Origin of the sequence: Streptomyces sp. NPDC060232, from assembly GCF_042726555.1 — a bacterium.
Lineage (GTDB): Bacteria > Actinomycetota > Actinomycetes > Streptomycetales > Streptomycetaceae > Streptomyces.
Genome location: NZ_JBHXAG010000004.1, coordinates 317,916 through 334,861 on the forward strand (window position 1 = coordinate 317,916; position 16,946 = coordinate 334,861).

At 72.8% G+C, this 16,946-nt stretch carries 15 protein-coding genes; 6 read left to right on the plus strand and 9 right to left on the minus strand.

Translation table 11 applies throughout. The annotated features are described in order from the left end of the window. The first annotated feature begins 18 nt into the window (after positions 1 to 18). On the plus strand, positions 19 to 996 hold the full coding sequence (locus ACFWFZ_RS09845) for an ABC transporter substrate-binding protein (RefSeq protein ID WP_387119184.1): 978 nt from the start codon (positions 19 to 21) through the stop codon (positions 994 to 996). Between the two features lie 96 nt (positions 997 to 1,092). Continuing rightward, positions 1,093 to 2,091, plus strand: a complete 999-nt coding sequence (locus ACFWFZ_RS09850) for a hypothetical protein (protein ID WP_387119187.1) — start codon at positions 1,093 to 1,095, stop codon at positions 2,089 to 2,091. Between the two features lie 170 nt (positions 2,092 to 2,261). Here the strand turns inward: ACFWFZ_RS09850 and ACFWFZ_RS09855 are convergent, their stop codons facing one another. Continuing rightward, on the minus strand, positions 2,262 to 2,477 hold the full coding sequence (locus tag ACFWFZ_RS09855; protein ID WP_387119191.1) for a hypothetical protein: 216 nt from the start codon (positions 2,475 to 2,477) through the stop codon (positions 2,262 to 2,264). 181 nt (positions 2,478 to 2,658) lie between these two features. Then, entirely contained in the window at positions 2,659 to 3,801 is a 1,143-nt protein-coding gene (locus ACFWFZ_RS09860) for an NADH-quinone oxidoreductase subunit D (RefSeq protein ID WP_387119194.1), read from the minus strand. Positions 3,802 to 3,855: 54 nt separating this feature from the next. Between ACFWFZ_RS09860 and ACFWFZ_RS09865 the strand changes: the two genes are divergently transcribed. Both ACFWFZ_RS09865 and ACFWFZ_RS09870 read left to right on the plus strand, forming a co-directional pair. Then, on the plus strand, positions 3,856 to 4,347 hold the full coding sequence (locus ACFWFZ_RS09865; RefSeq protein ID WP_387119197.1) for a PH domain-containing protein: 492 nt from the start codon (positions 3,856 to 3,858) through the stop codon (positions 4,345 to 4,347). A gap of 197 nt (positions 4,348 to 4,544) precedes the next feature. Beyond that, on the plus strand, positions 4,545 to 5,852 hold the full coding sequence (locus ACFWFZ_RS09870; protein WP_387119200.1) for a PH domain-containing protein: 1,308 nt from the start codon (positions 4,545 to 4,547) through the stop codon (positions 5,850 to 5,852). A gap of 6 nt (positions 5,853 to 5,858) precedes the next feature. Here ACFWFZ_RS09870 and ACFWFZ_RS09875 read toward each other — a convergent pair whose 3' ends face one another. Then, the gene (locus ACFWFZ_RS09875; RefSeq protein ID WP_387119203.1) at positions 5,859 to 6,533 is read right to left on the minus strand and encodes a response regulator; all 675 of its coding nucleotides are present in this window, start codon (positions 6,531 to 6,533) and stop codon (positions 5,859 to 5,861) included. A 17-nt stretch (positions 6,534 to 6,550) separates the two neighbouring features. Then, positions 6,551 to 7,753, minus strand: a complete 1,203-nt coding sequence (locus ACFWFZ_RS09880; RefSeq protein ID WP_387119206.1) for a sensor histidine kinase — start codon at positions 7,751 to 7,753, stop codon at positions 6,551 to 6,553. Between the two features lie 106 nt (positions 7,754 to 7,859). Here ACFWFZ_RS09880 and ACFWFZ_RS09885 point away from each other — a divergent pair, with 106 nt between their 5' ends. Further along, entirely contained in the window at positions 7,860 to 8,849 is a 990-nt protein-coding gene (locus tag ACFWFZ_RS09885) for an SAM-dependent methyltransferase (RefSeq protein WP_387119209.1), read from the plus strand. Between the two features lie 35 nt (positions 8,850 to 8,884). On the opposite strand, the gene ACFWFZ_RS09890 is transcribed toward ACFWFZ_RS09885, so the two are convergent. The 5 genes from ACFWFZ_RS09890 to ACFWFZ_RS09910 all read right to left on the minus strand — a co-directional run bounded on the left by ACFWFZ_RS09890 (position 8,885) and on the right by ACFWFZ_RS09910 (position 15,803). After that, the gene (locus ACFWFZ_RS09890) at positions 8,885 to 9,955 is read right to left on the minus strand and encodes a C40 family peptidase (RefSeq protein WP_387119212.1); all 1,071 of its coding nucleotides are present in this window, start codon (positions 9,953 to 9,955) and stop codon (positions 8,885 to 8,887) included. 57 nt (positions 9,956 to 10,012) lie between these two features. Then, a complete protein-coding gene (locus ACFWFZ_RS09895) occupies positions 10,013 to 10,495 on the minus strand; it encodes a poly-gamma-glutamate biosynthesis protein PgsC/CapC (protein ID WP_030028214.1) in 483 nt (160 codons plus the stop codon). Further along, positions 10,492 to 12,183, minus strand: coding sequence for a poly-gamma-glutamate synthase PgsB (gene pgsB, locus ACFWFZ_RS09900; protein WP_387119215.1), 1,692 nt, complete (start codon positions 12,181 to 12,183; stop codon positions 10,492 to 10,494). Before pgsB ends, ACFWFZ_RS09895 begins: the two co-directional genes overlap by 4 nt. Positions 12,184 to 12,189: 6 nt before the next feature. Continuing rightward, entirely contained in the window at positions 12,190 to 14,427 is a 2,238-nt protein-coding gene (locus tag ACFWFZ_RS09905; RefSeq protein ID WP_387119236.1) for a cache and HAMP domain-containing protein, read from the minus strand. A 125-nt stretch (positions 14,428 to 14,552) separates the two neighbouring features. Beyond that, complete coding sequence (locus ACFWFZ_RS09910; RefSeq protein WP_387119240.1) at positions 14,553 to 15,803, minus strand: CapA family protein; 1,251 nt, start codon at positions 15,801 to 15,803, stop codon at positions 14,553 to 14,555. A gap of 158 nt (positions 15,804 to 15,961) precedes the next feature. Here ACFWFZ_RS09910 and ACFWFZ_RS09915 point away from each other — a divergent pair, with 158 nt between their 5' ends. Continuing rightward, entirely contained in the window at positions 15,962 to 16,855 is an 894-nt protein-coding gene (locus tag ACFWFZ_RS09915; RefSeq protein ID WP_387119218.1) for a hypothetical protein, read from the plus strand. Positions 16,856 to 16,946 lie beyond the last annotated feature (91 nt).

Here is a 16,946-nt window from a genome sequence, read left to right on the forward strand (position 1 = left end):
CTCGAACGGAGCAACTCCATGACCAAGACCACGCGCGTCCTCGGCGCGTCCCTGGGCGCACTGGCCCTGACGGTGTCGCTGGCCGCGTGCGGCGGTGACAGCCTGGAGAAGAGCAAGGACGGCGGCTCCGCCGCCCCGGCCGCCGACGGCAGGGGCAGCCTGGTGATCGGCGCGGCCGGGTTCACCGAGTCCAACGTGCTGGCGGAGCTGTACGCGCAGGTCCTCAGGGACGCGGGCTACAGCACGTCCGTCAAGACGGTCAACAACCGCGAGCTGTACGAGCCGTCGCTGGAGAAGGGCGAGATCGACGTCGTCCCGGAGTACGCGGCCACCCTCGCGGAGTTCCTCAACGCCAAGGTGAACGGGCCGAAGGCCCCCGAGGAGAAGCCGGTCGCCTCCAGCGACGTCGCGGCGACGGTGGCGGGCCTGGAGAAGCTCGCGGCCCCGCTCGGACTGAAGGTGCTGCCCGCGGGCGCCGCGGTGGACCAGAACGCATTCGCGGTGACCAGGGAATTCGCCGAGAAGAACAACCTCAGGTCGCTTTCCGATCTCGGCCGGTCGGGGTTGAAGGTGAAGATCGCAGCCGGTGATGAATGCGCTGTCCGCCCCTTTTGCGGTCCGGGGCTGACCACAACATACGGAATTGAGGTTTCCGGTATCGACCCCAAGGGCGTCGGCACCCCGCAGGCCAAGCAGGCCGTGAAGGACGGTGTCGACCAGCTCGTGCTCACCACGACCACGGACGCCACCCTCGACAGCTTCGGCCTGGTCCTGCTGGAGGACGACAAGAAGCTCCAGAACGCGGACAACGTCCTCCCGGTGGTCAACGCCAAGGACGCCGGCGCCCCCGAGATCGCGGCCGCCCTCGACAAGCTGACCAAGGTCCTCACGACCGCCGATCTGGTCGACCTGAACCGGAAGGTGGACGCCGAGCGCGCCAAGCCCGCCGACGTCGCGAAGAGCTACCTGGAGTCGAAGGGCCTTCTGAAGAAGTAGTGCCTACGGGTTGGTGGAGGAATGTGGGGTAACTGCCCGGGAACAGATTGCCGGGTGGTATCCCACACGACCTCCACGCCCTGTAAATTTCAGGCCATGCCCCGAGGACGCCACCGCAATCCCGAACCGCTGCACCGGCTGCTCACCCCGACGGCCGTCGCCGCTGTCTGCGTCGCCGGCGCCGCAGCGGCCTGGCTGCCGGCCGGCCCCGAAGACGTGACCGTGCTGCGGCTGCTCGTGGCCCTCGCCGCGGCCGCCGGGATCGCCGGCGCTGTCATGATGCGGTCCTGGGACCGCGCGGCGGGCCGCCGGGTCGCGGAACTGGCCCGCGAGCGGGTCAAGGACGAGTGGCGGACCGACGAGCGGATAGCCGAGCTGGAGTCCGACCTCGAAGAGGCCCGGATGCTGCGCGGCAGGCTCGACGCCAAGCTGCGCGCCAAGCGCGTCGAACTGGCGGGCCTGCGGGGCGAGCACGCGGCCCTGCTGCGCCGGTACGCGACGGCCGAGACCGAGCGCGCCAGCGCCCTGGAGAAGCGCCGGCTGCTGGCCATCGAGGCCTCCGCGGCCCCGGCGCCCACGGACCCCAAGCAGCTCCCGGCCGTCTCCGAGGAGCGCACCTCGGCGGGCGCGCCCACCTCCCTGGGCTACGCCCGGGCGCACGCGGCCATGGCCGCGCTGGCCCGTAGGGCGCAGGAGCGGGCGCTGCCCAAGGCGCGGGCCGTGGGCGAGCTGCCCACGGCGGCGCCGGCCACCGCCGGCTCCTTCCCGGCCCGCCGCCCCGCGGCCGCCGTGGCCCCGTACGCGGCCCAGCGGCGTACGGCCTCCCGCGTCGAAGGCGGCTTCGACTTCTTCGGCACCAAGAACTCCGCCCAGGCCCGCGCGGCGATCGAGGCGGTACAGAACGAGGACCTGGCCGACGTGGTGGGCGCCGAGGCCCTCGCCGTGCACAAGGCGGAGTCCGTCCAGGAGACGGCCGAGCCGGAGTTCAAGCCGCCGACCGAGGAGACCCGCGCGGTGGGCCAGGTCATCGACCTGACGGCCCACGACGAGACCGAGCCGCTCGACGTGGTCCGCCTGCGCACCGCGATCTCGTAGGTCCTGTCTGGAGTTCCCCCGCGGCGTTGCGGCGTCCGGCACCGCCGCTTCCGGCGTTGTCGTCAGCCGCCGACGCTCCGCGTCGACTCCCTCCTCCGCCTTGGATCCGACGGCACCAGACACCGCTCCTTCTCCCGCGCCGGAACTCCAGACAGGACCTAGCGGCCCTCTCAGAACAGCGGCAGCTGCCCGGGGAATTCGGGCAGGACGAAGCCGTCCAGCGTCGGCGCGGTGGCGCCGAGCACCACCCGGGCCCGGGATCCGGGGCAGGACACCAGGTCCGCGCGGTCCCGCGGGGCGGGAGGGTCGTGGCGGGCGATACGGCCCGCGGTGACGGCGCAGTCGCGGCCGCAGACGGGGCAGGCCCGGCGGGGGGAGTGGGACATGCCGCCAAGTCTGCCCTGCCGTACCGACAACCAGTCCCCCGCGGTCTCCGCGGTCTCCGCGGTCCGCCGCTCCGCCGGCCGGACCTCGTGCGTCCGCTCCACCCGGGCCCACAGGGCGCCCCGGTCGGCGGCGGTCAGGTCGTCGGTGGCCGGTCGTCCTGGCCCGGCCGAAGCCTGACGGCTACTTGTCGATGTCGCCGACCACGAAGAACAGCGAGCCCAGGATCGACACCATGTCCGCGACCAACTGCCCCGGCAGCAGGACGGCCAGCGCCTGGATGTTGTTGTAGGAGGCGCTGCGCAGCTTCAGCCGGTACGGGGTCTTCTCGCCCTTCGAGACCAGGTAGTAGCCGTTGATGCCCAGCGGGTTCTCGGTCCAGGCGTAGGTGTGGCCCTCGGGCGCCTTGAGGACCTTGGGCAGGCGCTGGTTGACCGGGCCCGGCGGGAGGCCGTCCATCCGGTCCAGGCAGGCCACGGCGAGGTCGAGGGAGTTGTGGGTCTGCTCCAGCAGGCACTCGAAGCGGGCCAGACAGTCGCCCTCGGTGCGGGTGACCACCTTCAGCACGTCCTGGAGGTCGCCGTAGGCCAGGTACGGCTCGTCGCGGCGCAGGTCGAAGTCGACGCCGGAGGCGCGGGCGATCGGGCCGGAGACCCCGTACGCGTGGACGGCCTCGGCGGACAGGACCCCGACGCCGCGGGTGCGGCCGCGGAAGATCTCGTTGCCGTGGACCAGCTTGTCGTAGACGTCCATCCGGGTGCGGACGTCGGCGATGGCGGCGCGGGCCCGGCCGAGCCAGCCGGCCGGGAGGTCCTCCTTGAGGCCGCCGACGCGGTTGAACATGTAGTGCATGCGGCCGCCGGAGATCTCCTCCATGACGGCCTGGAGCTCCTCGCGCTCGCGGAACGCGTGGAAGATCGGGGTGATACCGCCCAGTTCGAGCGGGTACGAGCCGAGGAACATCAGGTGGTTCAGCACCCGGTTCAGCTCGGCGAGCAGCGTCCGCATCCACACGGCCCGCTCGGGGACCTCCATGCCGAGCATCCGCTCGACGGCCATGACGACGCCGAGCTCGTTGGAGAACGCGGACAGCCAGTCGTGGCGGTTCGCGAGCATCACGATCTGCCGGTAGTCGCGGGCCTCGAAGAGCTTCTCGGCGCCGCGGTGCATGTAGCCGACCACCGGCTCGGCGCTGGCGATCCGCTCGCCGTCCAGGACGAGGCGCAGGCGCAGCACGCCGTGCGTGGAAGGGTGCTGGGGGCCGATGTTGAGCACCATGTCGGTGCTCTCCGCCGCGCCGCCGATGCCGACCGTGGTCTCCGTCATGCGGGCATTGTCTCAGTCGCTCGTGCCGGCACGCCGCCACCCTAAGGTGGGGGAATGGATACCGGGACGAAGGGTGGGACGGACGGCCTGCGGTGGGTGGGGCTGCCCGGCGGGCTGCTCACCATGCGGCGGACGCTGCTCGTGGTCTGGTCCGGTCTGCTGGCGGTGGCGACCGCACTGCTCCTCGGGCTGCTCGTGGGCCCGGAGTGGGCAGCGGTCGGGGCGTTCTGGCCGGCTGCGGGGGTCTGGGGCTGGGTGCTCCTCGGGCGGAACTGGCGGTCCTGGCGGTACGCGGAGCGTGCCGACGACCTGCTGATCAGCCGGGGAGTGCTGTGGCGGGAGCAGACGGTGGTCCCGTACGGCCGGATGCAGCTGGTCGAGGTCACCTCGGGCCCGGTGGAGCGGCGCTTCGGCCTGGCCTCCCTCCAGCTGCACACGGCGGCGGCCGCCACCGACGCCCGGATCCCGGGGCTGGTGCCGGCCGAGGCGGAGCGGCTGCGCGACCGGCTCGCCGCCCTCGGCGAGGCAAGGTCGGCGGGCCTGTGACCCCCGGTGCGGTGGGCGGTGAGTCGGGTACCCCGGAGCCGGTGGGTGGGCAGCCGGTGACCTCCGGTCCGGCGGGAGGCGGGCCCGGCGCCCGGCCGGGGGCCCCGGGGCCCCCGGGCGGCGAGCCGCAGGGGTCCGGGCCGGCCGGGGCGAACGGCCCGACGGGGGGCGCCGCGGAGGGGCCCGGCGGACAGGCCGTGGCCGAGCGCCGGCTGCATCCCTTCACGCCGCTGCGCCGCGCCTGGGTACCGATCGCCGCGACCGTGGGCATCCTCGCCCAGCAGGGCGACCGGGCGGCGCGCTGGGTGGCGGACCTGTCGACGGCCCTGCGGCTCGTGACGCTGGTGGGCGTGGTCCTGATGTTCGGCGTGTACGGGTTCCTGAGCTGGTGGTTCACCCACTACGCCGTGACCGACACCGAGCTGCGCATCCGCACCGGGCTGCTCTTCCGCCGCACCGCGCACATCCGGCTGGACCGGCTCCAGGCCGTGGACGTCACCCGGCCGCTGCTGGCCCGGCTGACCGGTGTCGCCAGCCTGCGGCTCGATGTGATCGGCACCGAGGAGAAGGACCAGCTGGCCTTCCTCGGCGAGCAGGAGGCCGTCGCCCTGCGCGCCGAGCTCCTGGCCCGCGCCGCCGGCTTCGCCCCCGAGGAGGCGGTACGCCTCGGCGAGGCACCGCAGCGCGAACTGCTGCGGGTGACCCCGCGCGAGCTCGTCGTGTCGCTGGCGCTCAGCCTCGGCGTCTGGGCCGCGCTCGCCGGCGGGATCGTCGCGCCGTTCTTCGTCTGGTGGATCAGCTCCAGCCCGTGGGCGGCCGTCGTCACCCTGCTCCCGATGCTGGGCGCGGTCTGGGCGGGCACCGTCGGCCGTTTCCTCACCGAGTACGACTGGCGGGTCGCCGAGTCCCCGGACGGGCTGCGCCTGGACCACGGGATGCTGGACCGCGCCCACGAGACCGTGCCGCCGGGACGCGTGCAGACCGTACGGATCGTGGAGCCGCTGCTGTGGCGGCGCACCGACCGGGTCCGGGTGGAGCTGGCCGTGGCCGGGTCGAAGAACGAGGTCCTGGTGCCGGTGGCCTCACGGGCCGCCGCGTACGCCGTGATCGCCCGGGTCCTGCCCGGGGTGGACCTGGCGGGCCTGTCCTTCTCCGGTTCCCCGGACACCGGCTCGCGCTGGGTGGTCCCGGTGTGGTGGAAGGGCTACGCCCTGGCGGTCTCCCCTGAGGTGTTCGCCGCCCGGCACGGCCGCCTGTGCCGCCGTACGGAGATCGTTCCGCACGCCAAGGTGCAGAGCGTCCGCCTCTCCCAGGGGCCGTGGGCGCGCGCCCGCGGTGTCGCCGACGTGCACGTGGACACCGGCGCGAACGGCACGGTCACCGCCCGGCTGCGGGAGGCTTCCGAGGCCGCGCGGCTCCTGCACGAGCAGGCCGCCCGCTCGCACACCTCCCGCGCGACGGCCCGCCCGGACCGCTGGATGACCGGGTCCGGCCCGCAGGTGTGAGGCCGGCTATCCGGCCCCGCCGCCCGCGCGGACCAGTCCCGTCTCGTACGCCAGGACCACCACCTGGACCCGGTCGCGCAGCCCCAGCTTGGTCAGGATGCGGCCCACGTGGGTCTTCACCGTCGCCTCCGACAGCACCAGCCGCGCCGCGATCTCGCCGTTCGAGAGGCCCTGCGCCACCAGCAGCATGACCTCGCGCTCGCGCTCCGTCAGCCGCTCGACCTCCTTGTTCTGCGGCTCCTGCGTCGTCGTCGGCAGCATCGGCGCGAAGCGGTCCAGCAGGCGCCGCGTCGTGGACGGGGCCACCACCGCGTCCCCGCTGTGCACCGAGCGGATGGCGCCCAGCAGCTCGGCCGGCGGCACGTCCTTCAGCATGAAGCCGCTCGCGCCCGCCTTCAGGCCCGAGAAGGCGTACTCGTCCAGGTCGAAGGTGGTCAGGATGATCACCTTCGGGTGCTCCTCGGGCTCGCAGATCCGCCGCGTCGCCTCGACGCCGTCGAGCCTGGGCATGCGGACGTCCATCAGCACCACGTCCACCTTCGTGGCCCGCAGCACCTCCAGCGCCTCCAGGCCGTCACCCGCCTCGGCGACGACCTCCATGTCCGGCTGGGCGGCGAGCACCATCCGGAAGCCGGTGCGCAGCAGGACCTGGTCGTCGACCAGCATCACTCGGATGGACATCAGTTACCTCGTCCTCGTCATCTCTTCTTCAGGGGAAGCAGTGCGCTGATCCGGAAGCCGCCACCGGGCCGCGGCCCCGCGTCCAGGGTTCCGCCGACCATACCGATCCGCTCGCGCATGCCGATCAGCCCGTGTCCGGCCCCGTCCGCGCCGCCGTCCTCGTACAGCTCGTGGGCCGCGCCCCGGCCGTCGTCCTCGATCAGCAGGCCGAGGCCGTCGTCGAAGTAGACCAGCCGGACACTGGCCCTGGCGTCGGGGCCCCCGTGCTTGCGGGTGTTGGTCAAAGCCTCCTGCACGATCCGGTACGCCGTCAGCTCGACGCCGCTGGGCAGCTGCCGCGGGGCGCCCTCGACCTCGAAGTCCACCGTGAGCCCGGCCGCCCGTACCTGTTCGACGAGGACCTCGATCTGCTCCACGTCCGGCTGCGGCACGTAGTCCTCGGACTCCTGCGGCTCGCCCGTGCGCAGGACGCCGAGCAGCCGGCGCATCTCGGCGAGGGCTTGGCGGCCGGTGCCGGAGATGGTCTGGAGGGCCTCCTTGGCCTGCTCCGGGGCCACGTCCATGACGTACGCGGCCCCGTCCGCCTGGACCACCATCACCGAGACGTTGTGCGCGACGACATCGTGCAGCTCGCGGGCGATCCGGGCGCGCTCGGCGGCCACGGCCACCTTGGACTGCGCCTCGCGCTCCTTCTCCAGCCGCTGGTTGCGCTCGACCAGCTGGGCGTAATAGGCCCGCCGGGTGCGCAGGGAGTCGCCCAGCACCCAGGCCAGGACGAAGGGGACGATCATGAAGACGGCGAAGAGGACGTTGTCGACGTCGTTGGCGCCCTTGTCCACGCCGTACCGCAGGAAGTAGAGCGGCGCGGCCGCGAGTCCCCAGCCCAGGGCGGTGCGCGAGACCCAGCGGGGCACCTCGCTCGCGGCCACCGTGTAGAGGATCACGAACATCGCGATGTCCCAGAACCCGGCGACGATCCCCGCGCCCAGCTGCAGGAGGCCCGCCCCGAGGGTGAGCCAGAACGCCCCCTGCGTCCACCTGCGGCGCAGGGCCAGGGCCGTGCTCAGCGCGAGCACCACGGGGACCGCGACGATCTTGAGGGGCCGGCTGATGTCGGGCTCGCCCACGACGTTCAGCATCGAGACCCCGAAGAAGAGCACAGCCCAGAAGCTGTCGACGCCCGTCGGGTGTCTGCGGAGGAAGTCGTAGAGGCGCTGCACGTAACCCAGAGTAGGGAACGGTGATAGGTGCTGGAGTCAACCAGAGGTCCGAACCTGGCACCGGGGACATACTCCCCAAGGTGGAGGGTGAGCATAGCCTTCGGTGATGAGCACTCCTGGTGGACCCACCGCGGCGGTCCGGTGGCGCAGCGCGATGGAAGCCGCGCTGTACGGGCCCGGCGGCTTCTACGTGCGCCCCGGCGGCCCGGGCCCGGCCGGCCACTTCCGTACCTCCGTGCACGCCTCCGCCCTGTACGCGGGGGCCGTGGCCCGGCTGCTGCGGTGGGTGGACGCCCGGCTCGGGCACCCGCGGGAACTCGACCTCGTCGACGTGGGCGCCGGGCGGGCGGAGCTGCTGACCGGGGTGCTGGCCGCACTGGACCCCGAGACGGCCGCGCGGGTGCGCCCGTACGCCGTGGAGCGGGCGGAGCGGCCCGCGGGGCTCGACCCGCGGATCCGCTGGACCGCGCAGCCGCCCGAGGGCGTGACCGGGCTGCTGTTCGCCAACGAGTGGCTGGACAACGTCCCCCTGGACGTCGCCGAGGACGGGTCCTACGTCCTGGTCGCGCCGGACGGTACGGAGAGCCGCGGCGGCCCGCTGGAGGACGCGGACCGGGCCTGGCTGGAGCGGTGGTGGCCGGGCGGCGGCCGCGCCGAGATCGGCCGGACGCGCGACGAGGCGTGGGCGGCGGCCACCCGGACCCTGGAGCGCGGCCTGGCGGTGGCGGTGGACTACGCCCACACCCGCCGGACCCGGCCCCCGTACGGCACCCTGACGGGATTCCGGGGCGGCCGGGAGGTTCCGCCGGTCCCGGACGGCTCCTGCGACGTCACCGCCCACGTGGCGCTGGACTCCTGTGCCGGGCCGGACGCGGTCCTGCTGACCCAGCGCGAGGCCCTGACCGCTCTCGGGGTCTCGGGCGCCCGGCCCCCGCTGGCCCTGGCCTCCTCGGACCCGGCGGCCTACGTCCGGGCGCTGGCTTCGGCCGGCGAGGCGGCGGAGCTGACCTCCCGGTCCGGTCTGGGCGCCTTCGGCTGGCTGGTCCAGCCGGTCGGCGTCCCGCCCTGGCCGTGGGGCGGGCCCGGCGGGAGCTGACGCACACGGAGCGCGCGAGCGCCCCCTGAGGTCTCCTACAGCCGCTTCGCGCTGCGCAGGGTCGTCGCGTAGTAGCCGTTGCCGTCGAGGCGCGAGGTGCCGCCCTTGTCGCCGATGGTCGGGCCGTTGGCCTCCTCCCGGCTGGAGATGAAGATCTTGTGGCCGTCGGTGTCCGTGCCCAGGTAGATGCCCGTGTGGTCGATGCGGTCCCCGGTGCGCGCGTCGAGCTTGAAGAACAGCAGGTCGCCCGGCTGGATGACGTCGATGTTCACGGGCCGGTCCTGCGCGCCGACGCCCTTGAGGGGGAGGATGTCGGCGCCCAGGGTGGCGCGGGCCATGCCGTTCGCGGTCCGCGGCAGACCGGAGCCGGGCTTGTCGCCGGACAGGAGCGGGTACCGGGCGCGGTATCCGAAGACGGTGCGGACGAAGCCGGAGCAGTCCATCGACCGGTACCGGGCGGTCTGGGGCTGCTTCTTGGTGCCGTCGCGGAAGGTGTACGGCGTGCCGAGGTAGTCGTAGAAGTCCGACTGCTCCAGGCGCAGGTCGCTGCCGGCCGAGCCGTTGGGGTTGAGCGGACCGAAGGAGGCGTCGCCCGCGTACGAGGTGCCCTGCGCGTCCTTCTTCACCGGAGCCTGGTCGCCGTACTGGAAGGCCATCGCGAAGATGTCGTCCTCCTGGCTGCCGAAGTACTTCTTGAACCACTCCTTGAACCACGACTCGTTCTCCGCACCCGCCTTCCACGGCTCCGGCATGAGGCGTACCCAGTTCTCGGTCACGACCCGGGCCGTGGTGTTGGCCGGCTCGGTGAAGGTGCGGCTGGGCCCGGTGAGGGTGGCCGTGCGGGCGCCGTCGGTGAAGGTGGCCAGCACCTGCCCGGTGCCGTCGCGCACCACCGACCGGTCGGGGCTGGAGAGCCGTTCCCACTTCTGGGCACCCGCCTCGCCCGAGCCGGCCATGACGTGTCCGTCGACGACCTGGACGGCGGGCGCCTTGGCCTGCTCCTGCGCGCGGAGCGTGTAGGTGAGGTAGCCGCTGCCCGCGAGCAGGGCGATCAGGGTCGCCGCGTGCAGTGCGGAACGTGTGCGGCTCTTCGACTTGGCGGTCATGCGAGGGGCTCCGGAGCGGTTGGGGAGGGGCACGGCGCGGGCACGGTTCTGTCCGGCCTAGGCGGCCGGCATGACGCCGAGCAGGATGCCGGCGGTCAGCACGACGTACGTCATGAGCGTGGTGCTGCCGGTGGCGAGCAGGGTGGCCCCCTTCGGCTGGCGGACCAGCTGGTAGCCGATCAGGCCGGGCACGATGAAGCCGAGGGTCTGGTTCGCGTAGAGGAGGGGGAACTCCATCTGGAGCACGATCACCACGGTGGCCTGGAGCAGGACGCCGAGCAGCACGACGGCCGCGAACAGCCGCTTGCCGTAGAGGATCACGAAGCGCTGCACGACGAGCGTGAGCGCGTACGTCGCGACGGTCACACCGACCACGAGGGCGGCGCGCTGGAGGTCCTCCAGGAGGGTCAGCGCGAGCCAGCCCGGGGTGATCATTCCGCCGGGGGAGAGGTTGGTGGTGAGGTAGCAGACGAGCGAGAACAGCAGACCCAGGGCTATGCCGATCGCGGCGATCTCGGGGGTGAGGACGGCGGGGATCAACGGGGTTCTCCTGGGGTGTGCCGTTGCCCCTGCGGGGGGCTCGGGTGGATCTGCGGCCGCGGCTGCGGCGGTTGCTGCTGCGGCCAGGCCGGTACGGGCGTGGCGGCGCGGATGCCGTGCGGGTCGGGGGCGGGGCCCTGCGCGTACGGGCCCTGCGGGTGCGGGCCTTGGCCGTGCGGGCCCTGCGCGTGCGGGCCCTGCGCGTGCGGGCCTTGGCCGTGCGGGCCCTGCGTGTGCGGGCCCTGCGTGTGCGGGCCTTGGCCGTGCGGGCCCTGCGCGTGCGGGCCCTGGCCGTGCGGGCCCTGGGTGTGCGCGCCCTGCGCGTACGGGACCTGCGCGTACGGGCTCCGCGTGTGCGGGACCTGGGCGTACGGGTCGGCCTCGTACGGACGTTGCGCGTACGGGTCCTGGCCGTACGCGGTGTCCGTGTGCGGGGGGAAGGGCTGGTCGGCCCGGACCGCCGGGTCGGCCTCCCGTGCAGGGCCGCCGTCCTCGGAGTCGACCGCCTCGTCCGCCGGCAGCTCGGCGAGGTGCTCCAGCAGCACCTCGCCCTGACCGTGGATGTTGCCGATGGCGACGAGCGAGGAGCTGGGGCCGAGGTGTCCCAGCAGCTCCTGCATGAACTCCTCGCCGTCGCGGTGGTCGCCGCCGAGGTCGACGGCGCGGTCGCGCCACTCGGCCGGGATCGCGTCGATGGCGCTCTTGGCGGGGTGGCCGATCACGAAGACCTTGTCCGGCCGCAGTTCGGGGATGATCGCGCCCATCTGGCCGTTGCGCTCGACCCGGTCGGGCCGGCAGTTGATCACCACGCTCAGGGGGCGGTCCACCGCACCCAGGTCCAGCAGCTGGTTGATGTTCATCAGCGTCGACTCGGGGTCGTTCGCCGCGAAGACGTTGGCGAACCGCAGCCGCTTCCCGCCGGGGGCCAGGTACCGCTCGACCGAGAGCACACCCGGGTCCGGCGGGGCCTCGTACATCCCGCGCAGGGCGGTCTCCCGGTCGACGCCGAGGAGCTCGGCGACCAGCAGCGCGATGGCGACGTTCTCCTTGAAGGTGAACCAGCTGAAGCCGCGCAGCTCCTCGTCGCTGACGGTGTCGGGGTCGGCGTAGAGCAGCTGGCAGCCACGGGCGTCGGCCTCCTCCTGGAGGACGTCGAAGCGCTCCTTCTCGGCGGTGACGCAGATTCCGCCGTACGGCATCGACCGGGACAGGGAGCGCGCGATGTCGTCGAGGGTCGGGCCCATCTCGGCGACGTGGTCCTCGCGGACGTTGCACAGGACGCCGATGGTCGACTGGATCAGCTTGGACTGGTTGATCTCCTGGAGCGCCGGCATGACCGCCATGCACTCCATGACGAGCGCGTCCGGACGGTAGGCGGAGGCGCGCCGCACGATGCCGATCTGCTCCACGACGTTGGCGATGCCGAACTTGCGGTAGACCGGCTCCTCGGTGGCGTCCGGGTGGATGAACCGGGCTGCCGTGCCGGTGGTCTTGGCGACCGTGGTCAGACCGCCGCCGCGCAGCGCCCCCGCGCACAGCCGGGTGATGGAGCTCTTGCCGCGGATGCCGTTGACCAGCACCCGGTTCGGTATGCGGTGCAGGCTGGCGAAGTGCCGCCGCTGTTCCACGATGCCCGCGACGAGCATGATCGCGCAGCAGGCGAGCAGCACGCAGTAGAGGAAGAGCACGGGGGATCAGTTCCTTCCGGCCGGTGCGGAGGCTCGCCCGCCGGCCTGCTTGCGCTGCTGCTGGAGCTGCTGGCGGATGATCTCCAGGCTCCGCGTCACGGCGCCCACCTCGTCGTGGTGGCGCGGGTACAGGACGGTGCGGCGGTCGCCGTCGGCGAGCGCCTCGGCGCGCCGGGCGAGCTCGCGCAGCGGGGCGATCACGATGATCTGGAGCCAGCCCAGGCAGGCCGCGCCGACCGCGAAGCCGAGCAGGCCGGCGAGCACGGTGCGGTTCTGCAGGCTGTACTCGTGGATGGCCAGGCCCTTGGCGGACTGCCAGCTGACCACGGTCCAGTCCAGGGGCTTGGCGGCGCCGCCGCCCACGAACGGCGCGGCTGCCGCGATGACATGGCCGCCGCCGCTGCGGTACAGGACGCTGCCGGGCCGCGGGGCCATGCCGACCTTGAGGGCGGAGCCCTCGACGAGGGCGTCGAGCCGCTCGTCGCCGAGCTTCTCGAAGGCGCGGTAGCCGTTGTTGGAGGCGATGACCCGGTGCTGGGAGTCGACCACCCGGATCTCCCCCAGGCCCGGCCGCTTGAGCAGCGAGTTGAGGAAGTCGATGCGCAACTCGCCGACGACCGCCGAGCCGCTGTGACCCGGGAGCTGGGCGGTCGCGACGACGACCGGCTTCTTGCCGCCCTCGTGGAGGGCGATCGGCTCCTTGCGGGGGCCCTTGGCGCCGGTGGCCTGCGGTGCGCCGCCGGCCTGGGCGAGTACCTTGCCGCCGGCGTCGAGCACGTAGAGGGAGTCGTAGCGCAGGTGTTCCCGGGCGGTGCGTTCCAGGACGGTGGTCATGTGCTGCGGGGTCGTGTCGTCGCCCATCAGCGAGGCGACGGACTGCAGGTCGGCCTGGCCCTCGTTGAGGGCGCGCCGGATCCGGTCGTTGAGGGTGTCGGTGCGCTCCCGCTGGTCGTTGACCAGCTGTTGCGGTACGACGACGTCCGCGCCGGCCCGGTTGACCAGCAGGCCCAGCGGCACGCACCAGGCCAGGAGCAGGACCCCGCACAGGGCGAGGAGGGTGCGGGCGCCCGTACGGCGCTTGCGCCTGCCGGAGGGGGCGGGCGGCTGGGGTGCGTCCTGGTCCGCCAGCTGGCCGCGCAACCGCTCCAGGGCGGTCCCGATCCGGGCCGCCTCGCTCCCGCGGGGGACGGACACCGGGCGGGTCAGGTCCCCGCGGGTCAGACGGCGGCTCTCCAGGAACAGGGTGATCAGCGGCCGCTGCACGGTGCCGACGAGCAGAGCGACGACCAGGGCGCCGACCAGCAGCAGGGCGCCGGCCAGGACCAGTCCGGCGAAGGCGTCGGAGGTGCGGGCGGGGTTCTGCGCGACGTTGACCATGGCGACGACGGTCAGTTCCAGGCTGGTGGCGCTGGTGCCGACGCCCGGTTCGGGTCCGGCGAGGCGGGCGTAGCCCGCGGCGGCGCGTTCACCGCCCCATTCGCCTCCTGTCAGGCTGCCGCTGACGCCGGGGAAGCCGCCGGAGCCGGGCTCCTTCGTGGTCAGGGGGTTGGCCTTGGTCCGTTTCGCCGCGGTCTTGGCGAAGGAGCGCAGCTGCTTGGTGTCGCGTTTGACGTCGGCGCGCTGGAGGTCGGTGAGGACCATCTCGGGCTCGGGGATGCCGTCGTTGCTGAGCACCGTGCCGTCGGAGCCGACGACGGCGATGGCACGGAAGTTGCCGAGGCTGATGCCGGGGAAGCGCAGGCTGCTGGAGGCGACCAGCAGCTGTTGGGGCTGGTCCTTCCAGGACAGCAGGGAGAGGGTGAGCAGCCGGGTCTCGCCGTTGGACAGTTTGACCATGCGGGGGGCCAGGCCGCCCTCGCCGGTGAGCCGGGTGCGGTCGATCGCGGTCAGGGGGAGGTTCTCGCCGCGGGCGGCCAGCAGCCGGCCCGAGCTGATCTCGACGACCGCGGTGCCGCGCCACTTCTGGTAGACGCTGCCGATCTTGTCGAGCACGGCGTCCGGGGGGACGGGCTTCCCGGTGGAGAACAGGGCCGCGGCCCGGTCGAGGTCGGTGACACTCTCGTCCAGCGAGGCGCGCAGGGCGACCGCGCCGTCCTCCGCGAAGTGCTGCTGGGAGGTGAGCACCGCGGCGGGCAGCCGGCCCTCGCGGACGCTGCCCAGGGTCACCGCGGTGAACCCCGCCAGGGCGAGCAGCAGCACCGACAGCACGGTGATCGGCGGCCTGATGCCGCCGAGCAGCGACATGTCGGCCCTGCGGCCGGCCTTGCGCCGCCGCTTGCTGCGGGGTGCGGCCACGGCTGGTTGTCCTTCCTGGGACGGCTTGGAGGGCGGGGAGGTCGTGCGTTCGCCTGCTGGTGTAAGGGACGGGGTCACCCGGGCAGCCCCCGCAGGGCGCGCAGCCCGTCCTTGCCGGCGCCGCGGTTGAGCATGGTGCCCTGGGTGCGCTCGAAGGCCAGGCGGTAGCGGGCGCGCTGTTCCGGCAGCAGGCCGCTGTCGCCCCGGAGGGCCTCCACGACGTCGACCAGGCGGTGGTCGCGCACCGGCTGCGGGTCGGCGCCGGGCAGCTCCGATCCCGGGGTGCCCTCGGGGTCCGGCGGGATGTCGGTGAAGGTGGGCACGAAGCGGGCCTGTACGTCCCACGCGCCGTTCTTCTCGCTGAACTCGAACCAGCCGATGGCACCCTCCTCGGTCAGACCGCTGGGCACGTCGTGGCGGGCGAGCTGGTTGCCGAGGCCGTAGGCGACCCACGTGCCGTCGACCTTCTCCATCGGCTGCACGACGTGGGCGTGGTGGCCGATGACCAGGTTGATCCCGGTCTCCTTGGCGATCTTGCGGGCCAGTTCCAGCTGCGGGTTGCTCGGGTTCGGCTGGTGCTCGCGGCCCCAGTGGATGGAGAGGATCACCACCTCGGCGCCGGCCGCGCGGGCCTTCTTCTCGGCCGCGGCGACTGCCTTGAAGCTGGTGAGGTTGGCCAGCCAGGGCTTGTCCTCGGGGACGTCGCGCCCGTTGAAGCCGAAGGCGAAGGAGATCTGGCCGACCTTGACGCCCTTGACGTCCAGGATCAGAGGCGTGTCGTGCTCCTCCTGGCTGCGGGCGGACCCGGTGTGCTTGAGGCCCTCGCGGTCCAGCGTGTCCAGGGTGCGGAACACGCCGTCCGGTCCGTGGTCGAGGGTGTGGTTCGAGGCCGTCGAGCAGGTGTCGTAGCCGACGTTCTTGATCGTCTTGGCGATCTGCGGCGGGACGAGGAAGTCGGGGTAGGTCTGGAAGGGGCCGTTCGGCTTGCCCAGGACCGGCTCCATGTGGCAGATGCCGAGGTCGGCCTTGCTGATGACCGGTGTGACCCCCGCCATGATCCGGTCGAAGTCGTACCCCGTGTGACCGGCGGCCTTGGCATCCCGGGCGGCCTGGGCGGTCAGCTGCGGGTGGATGAGGATGTCGCCCGCGGCGGCGACGGTGAAGGAGCGGCCCGCGCCCTTGGCGCCGGTGCCCGCCGCGTCGCCCGACGGCCCCTGGTTCTCCTGCGGGCCGCCGAGGAGGCCGCACCCCGCGAGCGCGAGGCTCAGCGGGAGGACGAGGAGCACCGCGCGGGTCAGGGCGGGGGCCGGACGGGGAGGAGCTATTTTCACTCGGCTATTTTCAGCCAGTGCAGACTGTGAAGTTCACAAAGGGCGTAACGATTGGTGTGATCTTGTGCGGCGTGGTCATGTCGCTGGTGGCTTACGCCGCTTTTGATCCAAGCAATTCGGCCGAAAAGGGATCCAGTCGCTCGGCGCCCCCTGTGGCGGAGGACATAGATCTACTGGACCGTGTCACCCGCTTCGCGGGGGAGTTCGGCGTGACGGGCGGTTACCGCACGCCCACGCAGACCGAGAAGGCGATCATTGTCGAGGGTGTTTCCGACCTGTTTGACGGGAATGTCGACATGGCTCGTAGCCGGTTGGCCGAGGTGGACTACAGGCTCGACACCTTCACCGACACGGCCGGCGGCCGCCGCTTCGCGGAGGTCTCCGACGCGGCGGGCCGGTCCGGGTCCGCCCATCGCGGCTGGGGCCGCGTCTACGTCGACCTCGGCGCGCCTCCCCGCTGGTCGGTCCAGGTCCCGCACCCCGTCGCCGACCAGGGGACCGAGCGGCTCGGGGCCAGGGTCCTGCGCGGCGCCCCCGGCGGGGTCATGGTCATGGCGGGGGCCCACCGTACGGCGGGTTCGGCGGCAGGCTCGGGCGCGGCGGAAGCGGAAGGGGCGGGCGACGAGGCGGACGACGGGGACGAGGGGAACCCGGCCGACATGGCGCACCGCACCGACTCGGTCTTCCACGCCGTGGTCGCCGAGCTCACCAGGCGCGGCCTGCCCGGCATCCAGCTGCACGGCTTCGCCGACGACTCCGTCCCCGGCAGCGACTGGGTCGTCTCCACCGGCGCGGGGAGCCGGGCGGTCCAGGACGCCGAACGGCTCGCCGACAAGCTGGCCGGCCAGGACGTCGCGGTGTGCCGGGCGTGGTCCGCCACGTGCAAGCTGTCGGGCCGGACCAACGAGCAGGGCCGGCTCGCCGCCCGGCACGGGACCCGCTTCCTGCACGTGGAACTGAGCAGGACCGTCCGCTCCGGCTCCCGCCGGATGGACGAGGCCGCCCAGGCGATCACGTACGTCACCACGAGGTGGTCGCGGGACTAGCTTGATCTTTAACCTGTGCGGCGGGGTCGTGGGGTCGTGGGCTTGGCCTTCCTGGACGCTGCAGTGCCCGTTGTGCGGGGTCTGTGGACGT

Bases quoted from the DNA above. Each gene is read 5' to 3' on its own strand.
- ACFWFZ_RS09845 (WP_387119184.1), top strand. From the start codon at position 19: ATGACCAAGACCACGCGCGTCCTCGGCGCGTCCCTGGGCGCACTGGCC.
- ACFWFZ_RS09850 (WP_387119187.1), top strand. From the start codon at position 1,093: ATGCCCCGAGGACGCCACCGCAATCCCGAACCGCTGCACCGGCTGCTC.
- ACFWFZ_RS09855 (WP_387119191.1), bottom strand. From the start codon at position 2,477: ATGTCCCACTCCCCCCGCCGGGCCTGCCCCGTCTGCGGCCGCGACTGC.
- ACFWFZ_RS09860 (WP_387119194.1), bottom strand. From the start codon at position 3,801: ATGACGGAGACCACGGTCGGCATCGGCGGCGCGGCGGAGAGCACCGAC.
- ACFWFZ_RS09865 (WP_387119197.1), top strand. From the start codon at position 3,856: ATGGATACCGGGACGAAGGGTGGGACGGACGGCCTGCGGTGGGTGGGG.
- ACFWFZ_RS09875 (WP_387119203.1), bottom strand. From the start codon at position 6,533: ATGTCCATCCGAGTGATGCTGGTCGACGACCAGGTCCTGCTGCGCACC.
- ACFWFZ_RS09885 (WP_387119209.1), top strand. From the start codon at position 7,860: ATGAGCACTCCTGGTGGACCCACCGCGGCGGTCCGGTGGCGCAGCGCG.
- ACFWFZ_RS09890 (WP_387119212.1), bottom strand. From the start codon at position 9,955: ATGACCGCCAAGTCGAAGAGCCGCACACGTTCCGCACTGCACGCGGCG.
- ACFWFZ_RS09905 (WP_387119236.1), bottom strand. From the start codon at position 14,427: ATGTCGCTGCTCGGCGGCATCAGGCCGCCGATCACCGTGCTGTCGGTG.